Genomic DNA, 21,287 nt, shown 5'->3' with positions numbered 1-21,287 from the left:
AGTGCCAAATTACTTTAACAATTCTCTTGAAATTACTATTTTCTGAATCTCAGAAGTGCCCTCATATATTTGTGTAATTTTAGCATCGCGCATCAATCGCTCCACATGGTACTCTTTCACGAAACCGTAACCACCGTGAACTTGCACTGCTTCAACCGTTGTCTCCATTGCTACTTTAGAAGCAAAAAGTTTCGCCATGGCACCGGACATGCCGTAATCCTGGTGTGTGTCTTTATGGAAAGCAGCCTTCAGGCAAAGCATGCGGGCAGCCTCAATGTTTGTGGCCATGTCGGCCAGTTTGAACTGGATTGCCTGGTGCTTGGCAATCTCTACACCAAATGCCTTGCGCTCTTTCGAATATTTCACAGCCAGCTCGAAGGCACCTGAAGCTATACCTAGCGCCTGTGCAGCAATACCAATGCGGCCACCAGCCAGCGTAGACATCGCGAACTTAAAGCCAAAGCCGTCTTCACCGATGCGGTTTTCCTTCGGCACTTTCACATCCGTGAACATCAGGGAGTGCGTGTCAGAGCCACGGATACCCAGCTTGTTTTCTTTCAGCCCTACCTGGAAGCCTTCCATGCCGCGCTCTACGATAAACGCGTTGATGCCACGGTGCTTCTTCTCCGGATCTGTCTGCGCGATCACCAGGTATACAGAAGCGGTGCTACCGTTTGTAATCCAGTTTTTAGTCCCGTTCAGCAGATAATAGTCGCCTTTGTCTTCGGCAGTTGTGCGCTGCGACGTGGCATCAGAACCAGCCTCTGGCTCAGAAAGACAGAAAGCACCGATGATCTCGCCGGTTGCCAGGCGTGTCAGGTATTTCTGCTTTTGCTCTTCGGTACCGTATTTCTCAAGGCCCCAGCATACCAGCGAGTTGTTCACCGACATCACGACAGAAGCAGAAGCATCTACTTTAGAAATCTCTTCCATGGCCAGTACATAGGAGATCGTATCCATACCGCCGCCGTTGTATTTCGGGTCCACCATCATACCCAGGAAGCCAAGCTCTCCCATTTTTTTGATCTGCTCAGCCGGGAATTTCTGGTGCTCGTCGCGCTCGATTACGCCGGGCAGCAACTCTGTTTGTGCAAACTCACGGGCGGCAGCCTGTACTGCCAGGTGTTCTTCAGTTAATTGGAAATTCATGCTTTTATATATAAAAGGACTGTAATTAATGGATTATAGTACAAAATTATGAAATCTGGTAATATTTGTATAACTCTCCTTGCTAATATTTGTTAACCAACGTTTATAGTTAGTGCAATAAAACAAAAGCGCCACCCGCTCTACATGAACGGATGGCGCTTTGTGTGATCTAGATTTGCATAATACCCAGCTTAGTCCCGGCGGCCCATAAGCAGCGACACATAGTACAATAGCGTTGCCAGAGAACCCAGCGCTGCTACCACATAAGTCAGAGCGGCCCACTTGAGTGCGTCTTTCGACATGGCCAGTTCCTGCTGTGATACAATGTTATTGGAACTGATCCAGGCAAGCGCTCGCTTACTGGCGTCAAATTCAACGGGTAGTGTTACAAAGCTGAAGATAGTGGTCAGACCAAACAGCGCTACACCGATAGTCAGCGGAATTGGCGTAGTCTGCAGCATGAAAATACCGATCAGGATAATCCACTGCATGTAACGCGAGGCGATGCTCAACGCCGGCACCATGGCAGAGCGGAACTTGAGGAAACCATACGCCCTGGCGTGCTGCACGGCGTGGCCGCATTCGTGCGCTGCCACGGCTGCCGCAGCGGCACTGCGTGCTTCGTACACATATTCGCTCAGGTTCACGGTTTTGTCAGCAGGGTTGTAGTGGTCCGTCAGTCGGCCGGCTACCGATATTACTTTCACATCGTGTATGCCGTTATCGGCCAGCATCATTTCGGCAATCTCGCGGCCGGTGTAACCCGACTGCAACGGAATCTCCGAGTACTTTTTAAACTTGCTCTTCAGTCTCCAGCTCACCCACATGCTGAGGCCCATGAAGAGGATACCTATGAAATATATTCCTAACATCGCTTTCTCCTAATTATAACTTGTTCTGGTTTTCTATTTTTTTAACAACATTCGTGGTGGAGTAGCCCTTCACGAGCGGTACGGTTTTCACTTCGCCTCCCCGTGCCATAACGACATCCTGCCCCACTATATTTTCGATGGTATAATCGTCGCCTTTCACCAGTATATCCGGCTGCACAGCCTTGATCAGTTCAAGCGGCGTATCTTCATCGAAGAATACTACGGCATCCACAAACAAAAGCGATGCCATGACGCGCGCACGTGACATTTCGTCCTGAAGTGGGCGGCTTGGGCCTTTTATACGGCTTATTGACGCATCCGTGTTAAGTCCGAGCACCAGTTTATCGCCAAGTTGTCGTGCTTTTTCAAGGTAATCAACGTGGCCCAGGTGCAAGATATCGAAGCAGCCGTTTGTAAAAACTATCTTCTGGCCCTGACTGCGCCATACCTGCGTCAGCTCCTGCAAATCGGGCAGGGACAGGATTTTATCTTTCGAATTCATGTATAGATGGGTTTGCCTGTGTATGCTCCTCCGCCAGAGCCGGCTTTTGTAACATTCCTGCTATAAAGCTAAGTACTCCCATGGCAACTACCAAAAGTGTTTGCGAAGTATGCGCCACCAGGGCATAGGCCATTCCAGCCTCTTTGGGCACACCGTAAAGCAACAGTACAGTCTGTACAAGCAGATGGTAAACCCCTACCCCGCCCTGCACCGGGGCTGCCATACCTAGCGTCCCGATCACCAGCACCGAGAGCCCGGCTATGGGCGACAACCCGGATGTGGCAGGTATAGCATAGAAAACCACAAGGCTCATGCCATAGTACATGGTCCATACAAACAAGGTATGGCCCCAAAAAGCAAACTGGTTTTCAATTTTAGTGATGCTGAACACGCCCTGCAGCATGCCGCGCACAAAAGTAACGGACTTTCTGAAAAAAGTGTTTTGGCGCAGTTTGTTCAGGTATAGCAGCCCAAGGATTAGAAACACGGCCCCGACCGCCATTACCAACACAACCAGCAGGTATAGCGACCCGAAGCTTTGCTCCAGACTGGTATACTTATCCGTGAAAAGGCTGAAAAGGAAATCGCGGAGGCGGTTGACCTCCAGCAGAAAGGTGAGCCCTAGGAAAAGGAGCAACATCACCATGTCGATGATGCGCTCGGCAATGACTGTGCCGAAGGCTTTGTTGACAGGTATACCATCGCTGCGGCGGAGCATGCTACAACGCACGACCTCACCCATGCGGGGCAGCACCAGGTTGGCCACATAGCCCACCATCATGGCATTGTAGGTGTTCTTAAAAGAAGGGGTATAGCCTGTGGGCCGTATCTGCATATACCAGCGGTACGCCCGGCTCATGTAAGCTGCCAGGCCCATTAAGAGGGAGAGCGCAAGCCAGCTGTAGTCGATGTTTTGGAGCTCTGCCCACAGTTTCTCGAAGTCGAGCTCTTTGAGGGCATACCACATCAGAAATGCGGAAAGCCCCAGAAGCAGGCCGTACTTCAGAAAAGAGAGCAGTTTTCTCATGCAATGGCGTTACACCAATCGGTTATGCTGATCCGGGAACACGAGCGTGGGCTGGTGCTCCTTGGCGTCTTCGAACTTGATGGAGCAGTAAGAGATCACAATCACGATGTCGCCTACCTGCACTTTGCGAGCGGCCGGGCCGTTCAGACACACTGTGCCGGTACCGCGCTCACCCTTAATAACATAAGTCTCGAAGCGCTCCCCGTTGTTAATGTTGACGATCTGTACTTTCTCATTCTCCACCACGTTGGCGGCATCCATCAGGTCTTCATCAATGGTGATGCTCCCCACATAATGCAACTCAGCCTGCGTAACCCGGCAACGGTGGATTTTGGATTTTAAAACCTCAATATACATGGTTTATTTTTGTAATAGGCCGCAAAGTTATGCAATTCGCTGCATATAAACTATCAGCGCATCAGCATCTTCTCAGGCCTTTACCATCCAGAACAAATCAGCTTTCTTTTAGATTCACGAGCATATTGTCGATCAGGCGCACCTCCCCTACAAAAGCGGCAATGCAAAGGGCTACTTCATCCTGTCCGCTTATTTTTTCGAGCGGCTGCAGGGTAAGGGCATCTACCACTTCAAAGTATTCCAGCCTGATCTCGCTCGATTGATGCAGCTGCTGTGCCAGTTCGTTTTTGATGGTTTCGATGGGTTTCTGCTGTAGTTCGGCGGCGGCTAGTTGCAGCGCTTTGTACAGTTGCGGGGCCAGCTGTCGCTGGGCGTCGCTCAGGCGCTTGTTACGCGACGACATGGCTAACCCGTCGGCTTCGCGCACGGTTGGGAAGCACACCAGCTCCAGGTCGAAGCTCAGCGCCTGCACCAGTTGCCGCACGATGGCCACCTGCTGCAGATCCTTCTGCCCGAAATAAGCTTTATGCGGCTGCACAACATGAAACAACTTGCTCACCACTGTGGCTACCCCATTGAAGTGCCCCGGGCGGTGCTCCCCCTCCATCACGGCCTCCAGTGCACCGAAACTAAACTGCAGCACCGACTGTTGTGGATATATCTCTTCGGCACTCGGCGCAAACAGATAGTTGCAACCAACGGTTTGCAGCAGACTGATATCATGCTCAAGTGTACGAGGGTATAGTTTATAATCGGAGGCGTTGTTGAATTGAGTCGGATTCACGAACACACTACAAATCGTAATGTCATTTTCGCGGGTCGAGGCACGCAAAAGTTGCAGGTGCCCTTCGTGCAGGGCGCCCATGGTGGGCACAAAGCCTATGCGTTTGCCGCCGCAACGCAGCGCCCCCACAATGGCCCGAAGGGCTGACACCTGCTCTATAACTTCCATATTAATAGGTATAAATGATGCAATTGCTGAAAGCCAGCAAAAGTAGGTTATAGAACATTAAATTGAAAATTAGAATAAAAAATACTAATTTTGCACGTCCCATTACTGTTGCTCATTAATTTTTTAATTACATACCCATGTCTAAATTGCGAATCCTGTACGCCGCCACCGAGATCCTTCCTTTCCTTCAAACCACTAAAGTAGCAGAATTTCTGAACACGCTACCGCAGAGCATGCAGGAAAGAGGTATGGAGATCCGCATCTTTGTACCCAAGTTCGGTATAATAAACGAGCGTAAAAACCGTTTGCATGAGGTAGTGCGCCTTTCAGGCATTAATATCGCTGTGGGCGACGACGAGAAGCCACTTGTTATTAAAGTTGCTTCTATCCCGAATGCCAAGCTGCAGGTATATTTTATCGATAACGAAGACTATTTCCAGCGCAAGTCCGTTTTTGTGGATAAGAACAACAACTTCCACCAGGATAACGACGAGCGTGCCATCTTCTTCTGCAAGGGCGTGCTCGAAACAGTGAAGAAACTGGGCTGGCAGCCAGATATCGTGCATTGCAACGACTGGATGACCGGTCTGATTCCGATGTACCTGAAAACTACTTACAAGAAAGACCCGATTTTTAAAGATTCGAAGTCTATCTTTACGGTTTACAACCACGAGTACAAGCATAAGTTTAACGGTGACCTGCTCGAAAAAGTAAAAATGCTTGATATCGACGACAGCATGCTGGCCTCTTTGCAGGAAGCAGATCTGGACAGCTTTATCAAGGTGGGCATGGAGTACGCTGACTCTGTGATCAAGACAAACGAGAATTTCAGCGAGAACATCAATGCCCTGTTCAGCGAATTTGTTGAAACGAACAAAAACATCAATACCATTAGTGCCGACGACAACCTGTGTGATTCATACTTCAACCTATATAATGAACTCAGCCGCTAGAAGATTTCTCCTTTTCTTCTTTTCATTTGCCGCTCTCACAGCCTGCGAAGACCCAAAAGACATCGGACTCGAACTTCAGGATGAAAACCTGATAGGTACAGAGTTCACCGACACCCTTACTATCCAGACCGGAACCGTGTTTCAGGGGGATTCGATCTCCTCGTTCCGCTCACAGCCCCCTCTGCTAGGTCAGTATATTGATCCGGTGCTGGGTAAAGTGCGCGCCAGTACGATCACGGAGGTGTCGCTTAACGGAACCAGCCTGAACTTTGGCGCAGGTGCCAGAGCAGATTCCTTGGTGCTCACACTGGACTACTCGTTTAAGTTTGCGGATACTCTGGAAGCGATGCAGGTAAACGTGCACCGTGTTACGGGCGCTTTTGATGAGAGAACGTCATACTTTACGACCACTCCTTTCGCCTATGATGCTACCCCTATTGGTTCGAAGGCTTTTCTGCCTCGTATAGACACTGAAAAGAAGGAGAATGTAACCACCAAAACCACGAGACTGCTTAAGATTAAGTTGAGCAACGAACTGGCGAATGAATTTATGGCGCAATCCGGCCAGGCGGGTCTAGCTAGTCAGGCAGGGTTCCTGAACTTCTTTAAAGGTATTGCGCTAACGGTGCCAGAAGACGAAAATGCAAGTGTAGTAGGTCTGACCCTGAACAGCACCAACTCTAACCTGACGCTGCATTATACAACAACCGACGGCACGGCGAAACAGCATAACTTTTTGCTGGGCGGCGGCAATTACTTCACGCAGCTGGCATCTGACCGTACCGGTACTGCTGTTGCAGCACTGCAAGCTAACGGAGATTTTATACCTGCCACCGAAACAGGCGGCGACTCTTATGTGCAATCAGGCACGCAATTGCTCAGCAGGATCGACTTCCCTTACCTGGACAAGCTCAAGGATATACCTGGAAACCTGATCATCAACCGGGCAGAGTTGCTTATACCTGTTAAAGCAGCATCTTCGGCTAACAATCTGTCGAGACCGCCGCAATTGGTTTTGTATGAAACCAACAGCACAAACCAATTTTTAAGAGACATAACAGGCACTGTAAGAGCCGTGCAACAAGATGGCGCTTACCCATTGGATACCAGGTACCCAGCACTTGTGGCTAACAGCCGCAAAAACGGCGTAGATTACTATACCCTGAACATAACAAGTTACCTGCAAGGTGTTATGATGGGTATTAAGTCAAATAACGGCCTCATGCTGGGTGCTGTAAGCGGAGCTGCGAATTCAGACGGGTCAACTACTATACGCCCTGAAGTACGCCCATACCGCGCTATCATCACAAACAATGAGGCAAATCCGGTAAGACTACTGATATATTATTCAAAGTTGCAGTAGCAGGTCTTAAATATTAGTAAGAAATTTTATACATATTATAGAAAAGGGTACCTTTGCAGGTACCCTTTATTTTTTTAATGAAATTTTATACTGTATGTGCGGAATTGTAGCATATGTAGGGCATAGAGATGCTTGCCCTATTGTCCTAAAAGGCTTGAAACGACTTGAGTACAGAGGCTATGACAGCGCAGGAATAGCCCTGATGAACGGAGGACTGAACGTCTTCAAAAGAAAAGGCAAGGTAAGCGACCTTGAAGAGTTTATTGCAGATAAAGATGTGCACGGCAACATTGGTATGGGCCACACCCGCTGGGCTACCCACGGCGAGCCTAACGACGCAAATGCGCATCCGCACTTCTCTAGCTCCAAGAACATTGCCATCATCCACAACGGCATTATCGAGAACTATGCTTCCCTGAAGCAGCTCCTGATCGAGAAAGGCCATACCTTCCAGTCTGAGACAGACTCGGAGGTCTTCATCAACCTGATCGAAGACATTAAGCAGAACAGCAACTGTACGCTGGCCGAAGCAGTGCGCCTGGCCCTGCACGAAGTAGTAGGTGCTTATGCCATTGTGGTGCTTTCGAAAGATGACCAGAACCAACTTATTGCGGCTCGTAAAGGCAGTCCGCTGGTGGTAGGTATAGGCGAAGGCGAATACTTCCTTGCTTCTGACGCAACGCCTATAATTGAATATACCAACGATGTGGTATATGTGAACGACTACGAGCTGGTAGTGATCAAAAACGGCGAGCTGGAGATCCGTACCAAGGAAGACGTGGTGCAAACACCTTATGTACAGCGCCTTGAAATGGCCCTTGAGTCGATCGAGAAAGGCGGCTACCCGCACTTCATGCTGAAGGAAATTTTTGAGCAACCACGTTCTATCCTGGACAGCATGCGCGGCCGCATGATTGCGGAAAACAACCACATGATGATGGGTGGCATCCGTGAGTTCGAAAATAAATTCGTGAATGCAGAGCGGATCCTGATTGTAGCCTGCGGTACTTCGTGGCACGCCGGCCTGGTGGCCGAATATCTGATTGAAGACCTGGCCCGCATACCTGTAGAAGTAGAGTACGCCTCTGAGTTCCGTTACCGCAATCCTATCATCAGCGAGCGTGACATAGTAGTGGCTATTTCGCAGTCTGGTGAGACTGCTGATACACTGGCTGCACTGGAACTAGCCAAGTCGAAAGGTGCCACGATTTTTGGTATCTGCAACGTGGTAGGTTCTTCTATAGCACGTGCTACAGACGCGGGCGCTTATACCCATGCTGGTCCTGAGATTGGTGTAGCATCTACCAAGGCCTTTACCGCACAGGTAACGGTACTTTCGCTTATCGCTATGATCCTGGGTAGCAAGCGCGGTACTTTAGAAACGACCAAGCTGCACCAGCTGATGGTGGAACTGGAAAGCATTCCGGCCAAAGTAGAGAGGGCGCTGGAACTAAACGACCAGATCATTAAGATTTCTGAGCAGTACAAAGACGCGACGAACTTTCTATACCTGGGCCGCGGTTACAACTTCCCGGTTGCACTGGAAGGCGCCCTGAAACTGAAAGAGATTTCTTACATCCATGCTGAGGGCTACCCTGCCGCTGAGATGAAGCACGGCCCGATCGCCCTGATTGATGCGCAGATGCCAGTGGTAGTAATTGCTACAAAGGACAGCTCGTACGAGAAGATCGTGTCCAACATACAAGAGGTGAAGGCCCGTAAAGGAAAGATCATTGCTGTTGTGACAGAAGGTGACACCACTATACCTGCCATGGCTGACCACGTGATCGAGATTCCAGAGACGAGCGAGCACCTGGTGCCGTTGTTGTCTGTTATTCCGCTGCAGTTGCTGTCCTACCACATTGCGGTGATGCGCGGCTGCAACGTAGACCAGCCTCGTAATTTAGCGAAGTCTGTAACGGTAGAGTAACCGTCTGAAATGATAAAAGAGAAGGGGAAGCTAATGGGCTTCCCCTTTTTTGTTTACAGCTCAAACTTTTCTCCTCTCAGATACTTCGTCTTGAGCAGCGGGCAGATTTTGTAGCGTTCTTCTTTGGTGTCTTCGTACATCACCTCCAGCACTTTGTAGACATTGGCTATACCTATGGCATTGGCCCACTCAAATGGCCCGTGTGGGTAGTTGGTGCCGAGCTTCATACCTAAGTCTATGTCCTGAATAGAGGCGGTACCCTCCTGCAAGGTATAGCAGGCCTCGTTGATGATCATGCACAGGATGCGCGGCGTGGCCATACCTGCGCGGTCATCCACTACCTGATACTCTGTTCCGAGCTGCTCACATACCTGGTGCAACTTTTCGGCGTCGCTTTGCTTGTAGAGGCTCACCTCTAGCACGGGGCGATTGAAAAGCGTTGGCAGACCGTTGAAACCGAACAGGGTACAGCATGTGTCAAAACCTGAGGCATGCACCAGCGCAGCCAGTTGCTTCGTGACGGCCTGGCAGAATACGACTTGATGAGGCGCGTAATCGCCGAGGCGCTCCGGCTCTTCGTGCAGCAGGAAGTCGAATACGACATTGCCGGGCTTTAACTGATCGTCGGTGAGGTGGCGGCTGTGCAGGAAGGTATAGGTGTTGCCATTTGCTCCTTCCGGAAATTTCTGTTGGAACTCAGTGGCCATTTCATCGCCAGACAAAACAAGTATGTGCATATTTCTGTACTTTTGATGGGTAAAGATACACATTAAAACTAATCAGACTATGACTCACAGCATCATCACATCGGCCAATGCGCCAGCAGCTATAGGGCCTTACAGCCAGGCCACGCTTCACAACGGCACCATGTATGTTTCAGGACAAATCCCGCTGGACCCACAAACAGGTGAGCTGGTAAGCGGCACCATTGAGGAAGAAACACACCAGGTCATGAAAAACCTGTTTGCGATACTACAAGAAGCAGGTATGGGCTTCGATAATGTGCTCAAGTGTTCCATCTTCGTGAAAGACCTGGGCAACTTCGGCAAAATAAACGAGGTATACGGCAGCTACTTTAGCGCTAACCCGCCTGCCCGCGAAACGGTAGAGGTAAGCCGCCTGCCGAAAGATGTAAATGTGGAGATTTCCTGTATTGCGGCTCTGTAAGGGAGCTTATATTGATCATTGCTATACCTGCAGCCTCGTCTTTTGACGGTGGGGCTGCAGGTATAGTTTAAGGGATATATAGTATAATCGGTAATCCGGTTACGGTTATCTGTTGAAAACAACAAAAAACCGTATGTTTACTCTATTTAGCCACAAGTTGGGCAAAAGTTGAATTATGAAAAAACGCACTAAGGTTATATTAGGAATTTCTATATCTGTTGTAGCTGCTGTTGTATTCCTAATCGTGAACGGACTTCAATTGATGGCGATTGAAGACCACTACGGTGACCTGCAAATTGTTTACTATAGATCCGAAACGGGTGATTTAATTGTTGACAACAATAAAAGAGTAGGATACATCAAAAAGTACTCTGACAGAATTTATGTAGAAGAGGATAGCTTTATGAAAGACTTATATAATTGGGTTAATAATGATCAGCAGCCAGTAAGCATCAGAGTTTACAGACCAGAAATTTCAGAGACTTTAATAAAACAACCTTCTTATGAAGAAATAGAAAATCTGATACAAAAACAGGAGCTTGAGCCGATAATAAGTATTTAAAGAAAACCTTTGCCCAACAAAGTTCAGCTTTAACCCTTGCTGCGCTACGGGCTTCGGCTGCACGAGTAACGTTGAATTATAAGAAGTGTATCATGTGCCCTACTTACACCCATGATTGGGGAAGCAGTAAATTAGCATAAAAGCATATAAACTTTTACCAAATGGCGGGGGCACATGAAGTGACAAATCCAGATTCTTTTATCTCGGTTTGATTAGTGGTGCTTTCTTCGCTTTCGTTCGATTTAAATGTATTGCTACATTGACCAAGCACCACCCAAATAATTACAAAAATTAGAATCGTACTGAAGCATCCTCCACCTAGTTTTTTAGCACCATAGCCAGCAAGCAATCCTCTGAATAAGTTATTCATAGTAGTATTTTTATGTTTCTCGTTAGAAACGACATTTGGAATATGAAGTTTTACTTACTTGCCCAACCGTTCCTAAAAAGTTATTTGCACAAGGTTATATGGTAGGCTTGCTGCAATTATCCTGGTCTAAAGGAGTGGTAAGATGAAGTATGGGAGCTAAACTTAGAGATACTTGAAAATACGAAGGTTAGAAATTTCATTGGGTATAGAGCAGAACCCTACACCGAATAAATAAAGTGGTGAAAAATACGATACGCCAATACAGCACAGGGATTACGTTCGGCTAATGCCACACACATTGCCTGTACTAACCCGTTGGTGGCAATGCTATGAAAACCACTGGATTACTAACAAATAAAAAAATGGAACAAACGATAAGAATTCTAATCTACATACACGCTTTTTTCGGTGGACTTGGATTGATAACTGGCATGATAAGTATTTTAGTAAATAAAGGTGCTATAAATCATAAAAAGGCAGGAAATATATTTTCATATTCAATGGTGATAAGTTCTCTGATTTCTCTATTTATTGCAAGAATGCCAAACCACGAAAATCTATTTTTATTTTTAATCGGCATATTTACCATTTATCTAGTTCTTTCAGGTAATAGGGCACTGACATTAAAAAGCAAAATCAAAGGCAGACAATATTGACAAATCAATTTCAGGAGCAATGTTATTGACCTCGATAGTAATGACGCTTATTGGAATTATTGGAATGGCACAGAAAATAGACAACAGCGTTTTATTTGTTTTCTTTGGCTGTTTTGGTGGTTTTATGTCGTTAAAAGACTTTCAAACATTCAAGACTTTTACAGAAAACAAAAATGCCTGGATCAAAAGTCATATCGGACGGATAGTTAGAGCATTAATTGCATCTGTGACAGCTTTTATGGTTGCAGGACTTAATATAGGGACAACACTTGTTTGGATAACACCTACAATATTGGGGACAATTTATATTGTTTACTGGTCAAGGAAATTTAAAACAGTTAAATATCGGAAGATCAAAAGCACTGCCACCAACATTGTCTAAAGGTATGCTTCAGCCGGCAGCCTTGCACGTCTTTTACACGAGGCCGTTCACTCAGATTCCCTCCCCCGCTGACTTATCATGCTCATCGGACTTAGCGGCCTCTTTTGCTTCCGCTTCCCCATAAATATCTTTGGTGAACTTCCCCGGCTCGGCGTTCACGGCCGTGTGGCCTACTTCTATTTCCTGCCGGATGAAGCGCACCGCGTACTCGGCGGGGTAAATGTTGAAGCCATACTTGCGGGAGTATACAAAGGTGAACACGGCTCCGAAAAAGATGATTTGCGAGGTATAGAATACCCACAGCAGAATGACAATGACCGAACCTGCTGCTCCGTAAATGGATGTAATATTGCTTGTGCCCAGGTATAGCCCGATAATCTCACGGCCAATCGCAAACAGCACCGACGTCACCAACGCGCCCACCCATACATCTCGCCACTTTATTTTGGCGTCGGGCAGAAAACGGTAGATGCAGCCGAACATAAAAGTCATCAGCACGAAGCCCGACACCAGGTTGACGCCCCGCATAACATATACAATCCAGCCAGCCAGTCGAGCCGTCAGAAAATCACCGATGGCGACCAAAATGGCATTGGCCAGCAGCGACACGATCAGCAGAATAGCGATTGCCAGAATCATGGCGAAGGATAGAAAGCGGTCGAGGATCAGTTTGACGTAGCCGCGCTTGGGAGCGGGCCGCACATACCATACCTCATTAAGCGAGTCCTGCAGCGACACAAATACGCCTGTAGCCGCAATAAAAAGCGTGACGACAATGATGACGGTAGCGAGGTTGAAGGAGGTTATGTCGTTGATGCTCTCCACCATGCGTTGCACTGCAAAGGCCGCTTCCGAGCCGATCGTTTCCCGAATCTGGTAGTATACCTCTCCTGACACAGCCTGTTCTCCAAAAAAATAACCGGTAGCGTTGATGATGATCAGCAGAATAGGCGGCAGCGCGAAAATAGTATAATAGGCCAGCGCCGCCCCTTTTTGAAAGGAGTTGTTCTCGATGAACTCAAGGCCAGCCTCCTGGAGCAGGCACCATATCTTTTTCAGCGTCTTGCGGGGCATGGGGAGGTAAGGGATATTATTCTAAAACTGATACGCGGATGAAAGGTTATGTTTATACCTGCGCCTCGTACAGGTATAGTTTACAGCACGCAACACTTACCGAAACGATAATTTATTTTGTACCTTTGTGCCTGAATTAGCAATGCCTTTTTGAAATAACCATACATGGAAAGAGAAGTTAGAGTACGCTTTGCCCCGAGCCCGACAGGGCCTCTCCATATCGGCGGTGTTCGCACGGCCCTTTATAACTTTTTGCTGGCCAAGAAAACAGGCGGCAAAATGATTTTGCGCATCGAGGACACAGACCAGAACCGTTTTGTGCCCGGCGCTGAAGATTACATCCGTGAGTCGCTGCAGTGGTGCGGCATCGAGCTGGACGAAAGCCCTTGGGATGGTGGTCCCTATGCGCCTTACCGTCAGTCGGAGCGCAAGCCGATGTACATGCAGTACGCCATGCAACTGATCGAGAGCGGCCATGCTTACTACGCTTTCGATACGGCTGAGGAGCTGGACGAAATGCGCGAGCGCCTGAAAGCTGCCAAAGTAGCCACGCCGCAGTACAACGCTATCACCCGCATGACGATGAAAAACTCGCTCACGCTGCCGGAAGATGAAGTGAAGAAGCGTCTGGAATCTGGTGACCCTTACGTAATCCGCCTGAAAGTACCGCGCAAGGAAGAGGTTCGTTTAAAGGACATGATCCGCGGTTGGGTAATGGTACACTCTTCTGCCATCGACGATAAAGTATTGATGAAGTCGGACGGTATGCCGACCTACCACCTGGCCAACATCGTAGACGATCACCTGATGGAAATCACGCACGTAATCCGTGGGGAGGAGTGGTTGCCATCGGCGCCACTGCACGTGTTGCTATACCGCTACCTGGGTTGGGAAGACACCATGCCGAAGTTTGCGCACCTGCCGCTTTTGCTTAAGCCAGACGGCAACGGCAAACTGAGCAAGCGCGACGGCGATAAGCTGGGCTTCCCGGTATTCCCGCTGCATTGGGTAGATCCGTTTACCAGCGAAGTTTCTTCTGGCTACCGCGAGGCAGGTTATATTCCGGAAGCGTTCATTAACTTCCTCGCCTTTTTGGGCTGGAACCCGGGCACGCAGCAGGAAATCTTCTCTATGGAGGAGCTGGCAAATGAATTCTCTATCGAGCGTATCGGCAAGTCTGGTACCCGTTTCGACATACAGAAAGCACGTTGGTTCAACGAGCAGTACCTGCGCGCTAAGCCAGACGCTGAGTTGGCAGGCTACCTGCTGAAAGCACTGGAAGAGCAAAATATTACGTGCTCGCCTGAGAAAGCCGAGAAAATCGCTGGTCTGATGAAAGAGCGCGTGAGCTTCCCGCAGGAGTTCTGGCGTGAGGCTGCTTACTTCTTCGTGGCTCCTACCGAGTACAGCGAGAAGGTAGCTTCCAAGAAGTGGAACAGTCAGGCAGTGGCCGTGTTCACCGACTTCCGCAACGAGCTCTCTTCTCTGAGTGACTTCAATGCTGACACAGTAAAAGATTTGCTGGTAAACATTCTGGAGCGCCACGGCATGAAAATCGGCATGGTGATGCAGGCACTTCGCCTGGCTGTAACCGGTGCCGAGGCTGGTCCTGACCTGATGCAGATCATCGAGGTGATAGGCCGCGAGGAGACCGCAAACCGCATAGACGCTGCTATTAGCGCACTAAGCCAGTACGCAACAGCATAGGCTATACCTTATACCTTACAGAGGCGGCTATTCCGAAAGGGGTAGCCGCCTTTTTTATACCTCTGTGCTATACCTGTCTGAAACTATTTGGCCGTTTCGCCTTATACTTCAGTGAGAACAACAAGCACCAGACTATGGCTAAGAATAAAAAAGAGAACAAAAGCTCTAAAAAGAAAACCCGTGTACACAAAGATCTTGAGGGCTTTGAAATTAAGGTAAACCAGCAGGGCGAAATCAAATCGAACTACTCCATTGACCAGATAAACGAGTTCCTGAACAAAAACGTGGAAGACAAAAAACTTGTGAAACGCGACGCCGCCGAGCGTGCCAAGAAAGAGGAAGAAGAGTTTCATATAGAGGAGGGCGAAGAGGTAGAAGAAACCGACGAGGATTTCGTGAAAGGCACCAGTTCTGTTTCGGATGATGAGGATGATAAGGACCTGCCGAAGGCCCGACGAAAAAAAGGCCGCAGTGATGAAGACGAAGACGATGAAGAGGATTAGATAATTTACTATCTTGTCTGTCTGAACACTAAGTCCTAAAAACTATGAGAAACGCACACGAAATAGACTTCCGCATTTTCGGTAACGACATTCAGGTACTCGAAATAGAACTCGACCCTAACGAAACGGTGATTGCCGAAGCTGGCGCCATGGTTTACATGGAAGAAGGCATCGATTTCCAGACTAAAATGGGCGACGGCTCCAATCCCAGCCAAGGCTTTCTGGGTAAACTGGTTTCAATGGGCAGCCGCCTGATTACGGGCGAGTCGCTGTTTATGACACACTTTACGCACCGTGGTTACGGCAAAAGCCGGGTTGCTTTTTCAGCACCTTACCCCGGCACCATTTTACCCATCGACCTGCAGCAGCTGACCGGCAACACACTTATTGCACAGCGCGACGCTTTTCTGGCAGCAGCATTGGGCACTAAACTGGCCATGCACTTCAATCAGAAACTGGGCTCCGGACTGTTCGGTGGCGAGGGTTTTATCCTGCAGAAGCTAACCGGCGACGGACTGGCCTTTCTGCATGCGGGCGGCACTATTGTAGAGAAAGAACTCAACAACGAAACCCTGCGCGTCGACACGGGCTGTGTGGTAGCTTTTGAGCTAGGTATAGACTTTAGTATACAGCAGGCCGGCGGACTCAAATCCATGATCTTTGGCGGGGAAGGTATATTTTTAGCCACGTTGCGTGGCACCGGCAAGGTATGGCTGCAATCCATGCCAGTGAAGAAACTGATCCAAGCCTTGGTGCCACACGGTGAGAATGCGAAGAAGGAAGGCGGCTTTATGAGTAGTTTTCTGGAGTAATGCAGTTTAGTTTTCAGTCAGCCTAAAGCAAGTAAAGATGAAAGGATTTCATCAATTGCGCTATTATGGAAGTAGTAGGGTACTCCCCTATACCTATTTCATTGGATTGGCCGCATTTTGGTTCTTCGGAGATTTGTTTGCCAAACAGAACATCAGTTTTGTTGCTTTTGGCATAATGGCCGCGCTTACTATTCAAGCTCTATGGCAGAATGAAGTAGCAGGAACCTGCCTGGGCTTGTTCGCCTCAGCCGTTAGCTTCATGGTTTTTTTAGCAACTTTGTCTGAGTTTAGCGATTTTGAAGTTGTTAATGGGAGTGCTATACAGTTGATCGCTGTTGGCTCAATCCTTTCACTGGTCGGGCTCGCCATGGGGCTTGTTTTGACCATAACGAACATGCGAAAGCGGGCAATTTAAGTATAAAAAACCTATCCGATGACTTTAGAAATCAAGAATATCTGGAACGCCCTCAACAGAGTGTTGACTATTATTAACCTTGTCTTATTCATGGTGCTGAATGGCCAAGGCTTTGATTACACTAAAGTGAAAGGAAAGACGGTGCCGCTATACCTCAATGTGATTCTACTGTTGATCTTGGGTTCTGCAGTATTTATAACTCTTTACGGCTTGTTTAGCTGATCGCTATACCTGCGGCAGGCTTCAAAACCATAAAAAATGCTGTTGAGAAATCAGAAAAAGTGGATTTGTCCGCTATACTTAATGTCTTTTTACTTTACTCAAGGTATAAAATCAGGTATAGACTCTAACTTAGTTTTTAACTCCTGCCAATCCTGTCATCTCCATAATCTCCTCCAGATACTCGCGGGTATTGCTAAGCCTTGGCACTTTATGTTGCCCGCCTAGTTTGCCTTTTTTGCTGAGCCAGTCCATGAACGTACCCGTTGGGGCGGCATGCACAATGGGCTCCAGCAGGGCGATGTCGTTCTGGCGCTTGGCATCGTAGTCGGAGTTGATGTCGCGCAGGGTTTCGTCGAGCACTTGCGTGAAGCGGGGTAGGCTGTCTGGCGCTTTCTCGAACTCAATCAGCCATTCGTGACCGCCACGCTTGCCACTCTCCATATACACTGGGGCAGCTGTGAAGTTTGTAATAATGGCGCCAGTCGCATCGCAGGCCTTGGTAATGGCCACTTCGGCATTCTCCACGATCATCTCTTCGCCAAAGGCATTGATAAAATGCTTCGTACGACCCGATATTTTGATGCGATATGGACTGAGGTTAGTAAAACGTACGGTGTCACCGATTTTGTAACGCCACAGGCCGGCGTTTGTAGAGATCACGATGGCGTAGTTCTTGCCCAGTTCCACCTGGTCGAGCGTGAGCGTTTTGGGGTTCTCCTCCTCGAACAGGTCTATTGGAATGAACTCGTAGTACACGCCATAATCCAGCATCAGCAGCATTTCGTCTTCGGTGTTGCGCTGGTCCTGTATCCCAAAGAAGCCTTCCGAGGCATTGTATACCTCCAGGTAGTGCATTTGAGCGGAAGGTATAATCTCTTTGAATAGTTGACGGTACGGACCGAAAGCTACTGCGCCGTGCGTGAAAAGCTCCAGGTTTGGCCATACCTCCAGGATGTTTTTTTTGCCTGTTACCTCCAGAATGCGTTTTAACAATACATAGGTCCAGGTGGGCACACCGCTCAGGCTGGTCACGTTTTCCGGCACGGTCACCTCCAGCATCTTCTCGATCTTCTCCTCCCACTTGTCCATCAGGGCTACTTTGAGCGGTGGCGTACGCATAGCCTCGGCCCAGATGGGCAGGTTCTGCATGATCACCGCCGACACGTCGCCGCAGGAAGTCTTGGCATTGAATTCGTTGGGATGATGGCTGCCACCTATGGAGAGCCCTTTGCCCGTGAAAAGTTTGGTATCGGGGTAGTTATTGACGTAGAGCGAAAGCATGTCTTTGCCGCCCTTGTAGTGGCAGTCCTCCAGCGACTCCGGGCTGACAGGTATAAACTTGCTCCGGGCATTAGTGGTACCCGATGACTTGGCAAACCATTCGATCTTGCTTGGCCACAGGATATTCTGTTCGCCCTTCATTACCCGCTCTATGTAGGGGTACAGGTCTTCGTAGGTAGCAATCGGTACCCGCTCCTGGAAGGTCTTTACCGATTTGGTATCGTTAAAGCCATACTTCTTGCCAAACTCCGTGCCCTTCGCTGTGCTGATCAGGTCCTGAAACAGCTCGTTCTGCACGTCATGTGGGTACTTCCGAAACAGATCTATGTCATGAATCCGCTTCTTCATCACCCACGTCACGATTGAGTTTATTATTTCCAAAGGTTGAAGGCTAAATGGTTAAATTTTTGTTTGTCCATTTTATTAGGCTATTGATTGCTATTGGCAGCTTCTTCAACTCACCTAATATGTATAGGTATTGCTCTTCTGTGATCAGTTTACGTACTCTTGCTTTCTCCGTCTAATTAAATGACTCGTACATATAGCCCTGCGCATAGCGATAAAACTTTATTTTATCTTTCTTTCCATACCTCCCAAACCCTTCAGAAATATTTGCAGATATACTGTCAGCAGCAGTCGCATACTGTTGACCTACAGTGTTTTTTGGGGAAATGCTCCAGCTTATCACAATATCCCAGATATGATTACTTAATGCAAAGCTGATCTTATAGGCTTCAATGTCGTTCAATTTAAGATATTTTTTCTCTTCCATTTATCTCTCTCTGAGCAACAATTCAACCATTTAGCAGTTAAACAATTTAACCTAAATTTTCCTCTTCAACTCGAAATGTTTGCCCAGATATACGCGGCGCACCTGTTCGTCGGCGGCCAGTTCTTCGGCGGTGCCAGACTTTAGAATTTTGCCCTCGAAGAGCAGGTAGGCGCGGTCGGTGATGGAAAGGGTTTCGTTTACGTTGTGGTCGGTGATCAGGATGCCGATATTTTTGCTCTTGAGTTTGGCGACGATGCTCTGGATTTCTTCTACCGCAATCGGGTCTACGCCGGCGAAGGGTTCGTCGAGCAACACAAATTTGGGGTCAACGGCCAGGGCGCGGGCAATCTCGGTGCGGCGGCGCTCCCCACCTGACAGCACAATGCCTTTATTCTTGCGCACATGCGTCAGCGAAAACTCTTCCAACAGTTCCTCCACCTTCTCCAGCTGTTCCTTTTTCGAGCGATTGGTCATCTCGAGCGGAGCCAGAATGTTCTCCTCCACTGTCAGCTGCCGGAACACAGAGGCCTCCTGCGCCAGATAACCGACACCACGCTTGGCACGCTGGTACATAGGCAGGTCGGTTATGTCTTCTGTGTCGAGGTATATCCGGCCCTGATTTGGCTTTACCAGCCCCACGATCATGTAAAACGAGGTGGTTTTACCGGCACCATTCGGCCCCAGCAAACCCACAATCTCACCTTGGTTCACTTCCACGCTCACGTCGTTCACGACCATGCGCGACTTATATTTCTTATATAGATGTTCGGCTCTTAATATCATCGGGCTAATTTACACATTCTAGACCCGTCCTGCAATGCAGTAATCCTGCCAAGTTTATACTTATACCTGCCAAGTATAACATTAGATATACCTTTGTCTATATTCAGAAAATCTAATTTCAGAAATGAAATTATTCCGGGTATACTGTTGTTAGTGTCGCGTCTTCTTATTAGTTTGGAATTCCGATTAACCAGCCTTTATGATATTTTCTTTACTCTACCTGGCCGCCCACAAGTTGGCTTATTCCGGCTTACTGCTTTCGTTGATGCTTACCGGGCTTCTTTCCGGAAATTCCGATAATGCAAAAAACAACGGAGCCGCTGCCAAAAGCACGGGCGCTACCACCAAGACCACGCTTATAACTTCTTCGAGCCTGAAAGGTATAGACGTGTCGAAGTGGCAGAAAGAGGTGGACTGGGACCAGGTGCGGGATGCTGACGTGACGTTTGCATTTGTAAAGGCGACGCAGGACGATTACAGGCTGGACCCCTACTTTGCCCGTAACTGGGAAGAAACAAAGCGTGTGGGCATCAAACGGGGCGCTTATCATTTCTTTATACCTGCCGCTCCGGTGCAGGGCCAGATCGAGATGTTCATCAACACCGTGGAACTTCATGAAGGCGACCTGCCACCCGTGCTGGATGTAGAAGTGATCGAAAAGCACACCTCCCCTGCCGACATGCGGAAAAACATGCGCATCTGGCTGGAAGCCGTGACAGCCCATTATGGTGTAAAGCCTATCATCTATACCAATCAGAATTTTTACCGCCGCTGGCTGCAGGGCCATTTCAAGGATTATCATTTCTGGATTGCCCGCTACAATACTATTGAGCCCGAAATTCACCACGAAGACAAATGGCTTTTCTGGCAATATACCGACACAGGAAAACTAGCCGGTGTAAATGCAGCCATCGACCTCAATTACTTTGCAGGCGACCTCAATAGCCTCAACCTGATGTGTGTGCCTCCCAAACTTATACCTTACCCGGAGAAGATAATCTTAGCGGAACTGGAGCAACTACCTGCCGTGAAGCTTTTGGCAAGCAACAGCGAACAACCATAACACCCTATAAATGAAGCGAGCCCTGCAGTTGTAGGGCTCACTTCATTTATTTTTGCTGCCTGTGCGTAATCCTAAGTATATGAAAATGGGATTCGCTTCTGTATTGATCGGCCTGACAGGGCTCGTGGTGATCACTTATTTCTACTCTCAACTAGAAGAAAGCTTTGTGGACTTAGGTGATGTACAGCATGCTGTATCGAGCTATCCCATGAGCCAACCTATGCTGATCTCCCTGTTTACGTTGGAAGCGCTTGACATCTTACTTGGTTATTTTGCCTATAGGCGCCGACATGTTAAGCTTGGTTTGTCAGGTATAGGATTGTGCGCGCTTTGTCTGATCCTGCTATATGGATATGGTCTTTAGAGTTGGGCTAACCTTGTTTATACCTACGTTGAGATAGATACAATGCTCT

The 21,287-nt window shown here is 48.3% G+C and carries 26 protein-coding genes; 14 read left to right on the top strand and 12 right to left on the bottom strand.

What is annotated here, in order from left to right; translation table 11 throughout:
• Positions 1-9: 9 nt before the first annotated feature.
• The 6 genes from K3G39_RS11020 to panC all read right to left on the bottom strand — a co-directional run bounded on the left by K3G39_RS11020 (position 10) and on the right by panC (position 4,859).
• Complete coding sequence (locus K3G39_RS11020; RefSeq protein WP_220626225.1) at positions 10-1,149, bottom strand: acyl-CoA dehydrogenase; 1,140 nt, start codon at positions 1,147-1,149, stop codon at positions 10-12.
• Between the two features lie 191 nt (positions 1,150-1,340).
• Positions 1,341-2,021 carry a zinc metallopeptidase gene (locus K3G39_RS11015; RefSeq protein ID WP_220626224.1) on the bottom strand — a complete coding sequence of 227 codons (681 nt, stop codon included), beginning with the start codon at positions 2,019-2,021 and terminating at the stop codon, positions 1,341-1,343.
• Positions 2,022-2,034: 13 nt separating this feature from the next.
• Positions 2,035-2,523 (bottom strand): D-glycero-beta-D-manno-heptose 1-phosphate adenylyltransferase, encoded by a 489-nt coding sequence (gene rfaE2, locus K3G39_RS11010; protein ID WP_220626223.1) that lies wholly within the window; start codon positions 2,521-2,523, stop codon positions 2,035-2,037.
• Entirely contained in the window at positions 2,507-3,550 is a 1,044-nt protein-coding gene (locus K3G39_RS11005; protein ID WP_220626222.1) for a lysylphosphatidylglycerol synthase transmembrane domain-containing protein, read from the bottom strand. The genes rfaE2 and K3G39_RS11005 overlap by 17 nt, the downstream gene beginning before the upstream one ends.
• A gap of 9 nt (positions 3,551-3,559) precedes the next feature.
• Positions 3,560-3,907, bottom strand: a complete 348-nt coding sequence (panD, locus tag K3G39_RS11000; RefSeq protein ID WP_220626221.1) for an aspartate 1-decarboxylase — start codon at positions 3,905-3,907, stop codon at positions 3,560-3,562.
• Between the two features lie 97 nt (positions 3,908-4,004).
• Complete coding sequence (gene panC / locus K3G39_RS10995; RefSeq protein WP_220626220.1) at positions 4,005-4,859, bottom strand: pantoate--beta-alanine ligase; 855 nt, start codon at positions 4,857-4,859, stop codon at positions 4,005-4,007.
• A gap of 137 nt (positions 4,860-4,996) precedes the next feature.
• Between panC and K3G39_RS10990 the strand changes: the two genes are divergently transcribed.
• From K3G39_RS10990 to glmS, 3 genes are all read left to right on the top strand, one after another.
• Complete coding sequence (locus K3G39_RS10990; protein ID WP_220626219.1) at positions 4,997-5,812, top strand: glycogen/starch synthase; 816 nt, start codon at positions 4,997-4,999, stop codon at positions 5,810-5,812.
• Positions 5,796-7,175, top strand: a complete 1,380-nt coding sequence (locus K3G39_RS10985) for a DUF4270 family protein (RefSeq protein WP_220626218.1) — start codon at positions 5,796-5,798, stop codon at positions 7,173-7,175. The genes K3G39_RS10990 and K3G39_RS10985 overlap by 17 nt, the downstream gene beginning before the upstream one ends.
• Before the next feature lie 94 nt (positions 7,176-7,269).
• On the top strand, positions 7,270-9,105 hold the full coding sequence (glmS, locus tag K3G39_RS10980) for a glutamine--fructose-6-phosphate transaminase (isomerizing) (protein WP_220626217.1): 1,836 nt from the start codon (positions 7,270-7,272) through the stop codon (positions 9,103-9,105).
• Positions 9,106-9,158: 53 nt separating this feature from the next.
• Here the strand turns inward: glmS and K3G39_RS10975 are convergent, their stop codons facing one another.
• Positions 9,159-9,842 (bottom strand): 3-hydroxyacyl-CoA dehydrogenase family protein, encoded by a 684-nt coding sequence (locus tag K3G39_RS10975; RefSeq protein WP_220626216.1) that lies wholly within the window; start codon positions 9,840-9,842, stop codon positions 9,159-9,161.
• Positions 9,843-9,891: 49 nt separating this feature from the next.
• Here K3G39_RS10975 and K3G39_RS10970 point away from each other — a divergent pair, with 49 nt between their 5' ends.
• Both K3G39_RS10970 and K3G39_RS10965 read left to right on the top strand, forming a co-directional pair.
• Positions 9,892-10,272: a RidA family protein gene (locus K3G39_RS10970; RefSeq protein ID WP_220626215.1), complete on the top strand. Its 381-nt coding sequence runs from the start codon at positions 9,892-9,894 to the stop codon at positions 10,270-10,272.
• A 175-nt stretch (positions 10,273-10,447) separates the two neighbouring features.
• Positions 10,448-10,834, top strand: a complete 387-nt coding sequence (locus tag K3G39_RS10965) for a hypothetical protein (RefSeq protein ID WP_220626214.1) — start codon at positions 10,448-10,450, stop codon at positions 10,832-10,834.
• Between the two features lie 154 nt (positions 10,835-10,988).
• Here K3G39_RS10965 and K3G39_RS10960 read toward each other — a convergent pair whose 3' ends face one another.
• Positions 10,989-11,204, bottom strand: coding sequence for a hypothetical protein (locus K3G39_RS10960; protein ID WP_220626259.1), 216 nt, complete (start codon positions 11,202-11,204; stop codon positions 10,989-10,991).
• Positions 11,205-11,566: 362 nt separating this feature from the next.
• Between K3G39_RS10960 and K3G39_RS10955 the strand changes: the two genes are divergently transcribed.
• Together K3G39_RS10955 and K3G39_RS10950 are read left to right on the top strand one after the other, a co-directional pair.
• Positions 11,567-11,860 carry a hypothetical protein gene (locus tag K3G39_RS10955; RefSeq protein ID WP_220626213.1) on the top strand — a complete coding sequence of 98 codons (294 nt, stop codon included), beginning with the start codon at positions 11,567-11,569 and terminating at the stop codon, positions 11,858-11,860.
• Between the two features lie 40 nt (positions 11,861-11,900).
• Positions 11,901-12,242 carry a hypothetical protein gene (locus tag K3G39_RS10950; protein WP_220626212.1) on the top strand — a complete coding sequence of 114 codons (342 nt, stop codon included), beginning with the start codon at positions 11,901-11,903 and terminating at the stop codon, positions 12,240-12,242.
• A 51-nt stretch (positions 12,243-12,293) separates the two neighbouring features.
• On the opposite strand, the gene K3G39_RS10945 is transcribed toward K3G39_RS10950, so the two are convergent.
• Positions 12,294-13,316, bottom strand: a complete 1,023-nt coding sequence (locus tag K3G39_RS10945) for a YihY/virulence factor BrkB family protein (protein WP_220626211.1) — start codon at positions 13,314-13,316, stop codon at positions 12,294-12,296.
• Between the two features lie 165 nt (positions 13,317-13,481).
• Here K3G39_RS10945 and gltX point away from each other — a divergent pair, with 165 nt between their 5' ends.
• From gltX to K3G39_RS10920, 5 genes are all read left to right on the top strand, one after another.
• Positions 13,482-15,023: a glutamate--tRNA ligase gene (gene gltX, locus K3G39_RS10940; RefSeq protein WP_220626210.1), complete on the top strand. Its 1,542-nt coding sequence runs from the start codon at positions 13,482-13,484 to the stop codon at positions 15,021-15,023.
• 134 nt (positions 15,024-15,157) lie between these two features.
• Positions 15,158-15,526 (top strand): hypothetical protein, encoded by a 369-nt coding sequence (locus tag K3G39_RS10935; RefSeq protein WP_220626209.1) that lies wholly within the window; start codon positions 15,158-15,160, stop codon positions 15,524-15,526.
• A 44-nt stretch (positions 15,527-15,570) separates the two neighbouring features.
• Positions 15,571-16,338: a TIGR00266 family protein gene (locus K3G39_RS10930; RefSeq protein WP_220626208.1), complete on the top strand. Its 768-nt coding sequence runs from the start codon at positions 15,571-15,573 to the stop codon at positions 16,336-16,338.
• 37 nt (positions 16,339-16,375) lie between these two features.
• The gene (locus tag K3G39_RS10925; protein WP_220626207.1) at positions 16,376-16,753 is read left to right on the top strand and encodes a hypothetical protein; all 378 of its coding nucleotides are present in this window, start codon (positions 16,376-16,378) and stop codon (positions 16,751-16,753) included.
• Between the two features lie 18 nt (positions 16,754-16,771).
• The gene (locus K3G39_RS10920) at positions 16,772-16,975 is read left to right on the top strand and encodes a hypothetical protein (RefSeq protein ID WP_220626206.1); all 204 of its coding nucleotides are present in this window, start codon (positions 16,772-16,774) and stop codon (positions 16,973-16,975) included.
• A gap of 129 nt (positions 16,976-17,104) precedes the next feature.
• On the opposite strand, the gene K3G39_RS10915 is transcribed toward K3G39_RS10920, so the two are convergent.
• The 3 genes from K3G39_RS10915 to lptB form a co-directional block, all read right to left on the bottom strand.
• Positions 17,105-18,604: a GH3 auxin-responsive promoter family protein gene (locus tag K3G39_RS10915; RefSeq protein ID WP_220626256.1), complete on the bottom strand. Its 1,500-nt coding sequence runs from the start codon at positions 18,602-18,604 to the stop codon at positions 17,105-17,107.
• Between the two features lie 172 nt (positions 18,605-18,776).
• Positions 18,777-19,028, bottom strand: a complete 252-nt coding sequence (locus K3G39_RS10910) for a four helix bundle protein (RefSeq protein WP_220626205.1) — start codon at positions 19,026-19,028, stop codon at positions 18,777-18,779.
• Positions 19,029-19,079: 51 nt separating this feature from the next.
• Positions 19,080-19,811: an LPS export ABC transporter ATP-binding protein gene (lptB, locus tag K3G39_RS10905; RefSeq protein ID WP_220626204.1), complete on the bottom strand. Its 732-nt coding sequence runs from the start codon at positions 19,809-19,811 to the stop codon at positions 19,080-19,082.
• Between the two features lie 199 nt (positions 19,812-20,010).
• Here lptB and K3G39_RS10900 point away from each other — a divergent pair, with 199 nt between their 5' ends.
• Both K3G39_RS10900 and K3G39_RS10895 read left to right on the top strand, forming a co-directional pair.
• Complete coding sequence (locus tag K3G39_RS10900) at positions 20,011-20,874, top strand: glycoside hydrolase family 25 protein (RefSeq protein WP_220626203.1); 864 nt, start codon at positions 20,011-20,013, stop codon at positions 20,872-20,874.
• Between the two features lie 85 nt (positions 20,875-20,959).
• Positions 20,960-21,238: a hypothetical protein gene (locus K3G39_RS10895; protein ID WP_220626202.1), complete on the top strand. Its 279-nt coding sequence runs from the start codon at positions 20,960-20,962 to the stop codon at positions 21,236-21,238.
• Positions 21,239-21,287: the final 49 nt, after the last annotated feature.

Source organism: Pontibacter sp. HSC-14F20, assembly GCF_019599265.1.
Classification (GTDB): domain Bacteria; phylum Bacteroidota; class Bacteroidia; order Cytophagales; family Hymenobacteraceae; genus Pontibacter.
The sequence above is the reverse complement of the archived record's forward strand: the minus strand, read 5'-3'. Positions and strand labels throughout refer to the sequence as shown.

Coding starts and splice junctions, on each gene's coding strand:
- K3G39_RS10915 (WP_220626256.1), bottom strand. CDS start 18,604: ATGAAGAAGCGGATTCATGACATAGATCTGTTTCGGAAGTACCCACAT.
- K3G39_RS10900 (WP_220626203.1), top strand. CDS start 20,011: ATGATATTTTCTTTACTCTACCTGGCCGCCCACAAGTTGGCTTATTCC.
- K3G39_RS11015 (WP_220626224.1), bottom strand. CDS start 2,021: ATGTTAGGAATATATTTCATAGGTATCCTCTTCATGGGCCTCAGCATG.
- K3G39_RS10975 (WP_220626216.1), bottom strand. CDS start 9,842: ATGCACATACTTGTTTTGTCTGGCGATGAAATGGCCACTGAGTTCCAA.
- K3G39_RS11020 (WP_220626225.1), bottom strand. CDS start 1,149: ATGAATTTCCAATTAACTGAAGAACACCTGGCAGTACAGGCTGCCGCC.
- K3G39_RS10970 (WP_220626215.1), top strand. CDS start 9,892: ATGACTCACAGCATCATCACATCGGCCAATGCGCCAGCAGCTATAGGG.
- K3G39_RS11005 (WP_220626222.1), bottom strand. CDS start 3,550: ATGAGAAAACTGCTCTCTTTTCTGAAGTACGGCCTGCTTCTGGGGCTT.
- K3G39_RS10965 (WP_220626214.1), top strand. CDS start 10,448: ATGAAAAAACGCACTAAGGTTATATTAGGAATTTCTATATCTGTTGTA.
- K3G39_RS10990 (WP_220626219.1), top strand. CDS start 4,997: ATGTCTAAATTGCGAATCCTGTACGCCGCCACCGAGATCCTTCCTTTC.
- K3G39_RS10985 (WP_220626218.1), top strand. CDS start 5,796: ATGAACTCAGCCGCTAGAAGATTTCTCCTTTTCTTCTTTTCATTTGCC.
- K3G39_RS10945 (WP_220626211.1), bottom strand. CDS start 13,316: ATGCCCCGCAAGACGCTGAAAAAGATATGGTGCCTGCTCCAGGAGGCT.
- K3G39_RS10960 (WP_220626259.1), bottom strand. CDS start 11,204: ATGAATAACTTATTCAGAGGATTGCTTGCTGGCTATGGTGCTAAAAAA.
- K3G39_RS10925 (WP_220626207.1), top strand. CDS start 16,376: ATGAAAGGATTTCATCAATTGCGCTATTATGGAAGTAGTAGGGTACTC.
- glmS (WP_220626217.1), top strand. CDS start 7,270: ATGTGCGGAATTGTAGCATATGTAGGGCATAGAGATGCTTGCCCTATT.
- K3G39_RS10895 (WP_220626202.1), top strand. CDS start 20,960: ATGGGATTCGCTTCTGTATTGATCGGCCTGACAGGGCTCGTGGTGATC.
- panC (WP_220626220.1), bottom strand. CDS start 4,859: ATGGAAGTTATAGAGCAGGTGTCAGCCCTTCGGGCCATTGTGGGGGCG.
- K3G39_RS10930 (WP_220626208.1), top strand. CDS start 15,571: ATGAGAAACGCACACGAAATAGACTTCCGCATTTTCGGTAACGACATT.
- rfaE2 (WP_220626223.1), bottom strand. CDS start 2,523: ATGAATTCGAAAGATAAAATCCTGTCCCTGCCCGATTTGCAGGAGCTG.
- panD (WP_220626221.1), bottom strand. CDS start 3,907: ATGTATATTGAGGTTTTAAAATCCAAAATCCACCGTTGCCGGGTTACG.
- gltX (WP_220626210.1), top strand. CDS start 13,482: ATGGAAAGAGAAGTTAGAGTACGCTTTGCCCCGAGCCCGACAGGGCCT.
- K3G39_RS10910 (WP_220626205.1), bottom strand. CDS start 19,028: ATGGAAGAGAAAAAATATCTTAAATTGAACGACATTGAAGCCTATAAG.
- K3G39_RS10935 (WP_220626209.1), top strand. CDS start 15,158: ATGGCTAAGAATAAAAAAGAGAACAAAAGCTCTAAAAAGAAAACCCGT.
- K3G39_RS10920 (WP_220626206.1), top strand. CDS start 16,772: ATGACTTTAGAAATCAAGAATATCTGGAACGCCCTCAACAGAGTGTTG.
- lptB (WP_220626204.1), bottom strand. CDS start 19,811: ATGATATTAAGAGCCGAACATCTATATAAGAAATATAAGTCGCGCATG.
- K3G39_RS10955 (WP_220626213.1), top strand. CDS start 11,567: ATGGAACAAACGATAAGAATTCTAATCTACATACACGCTTTTTTCGGT.
- K3G39_RS10950 (WP_220626212.1), top strand. CDS start 11,901: ATGACGCTTATTGGAATTATTGGAATGGCACAGAAAATAGACAACAGC.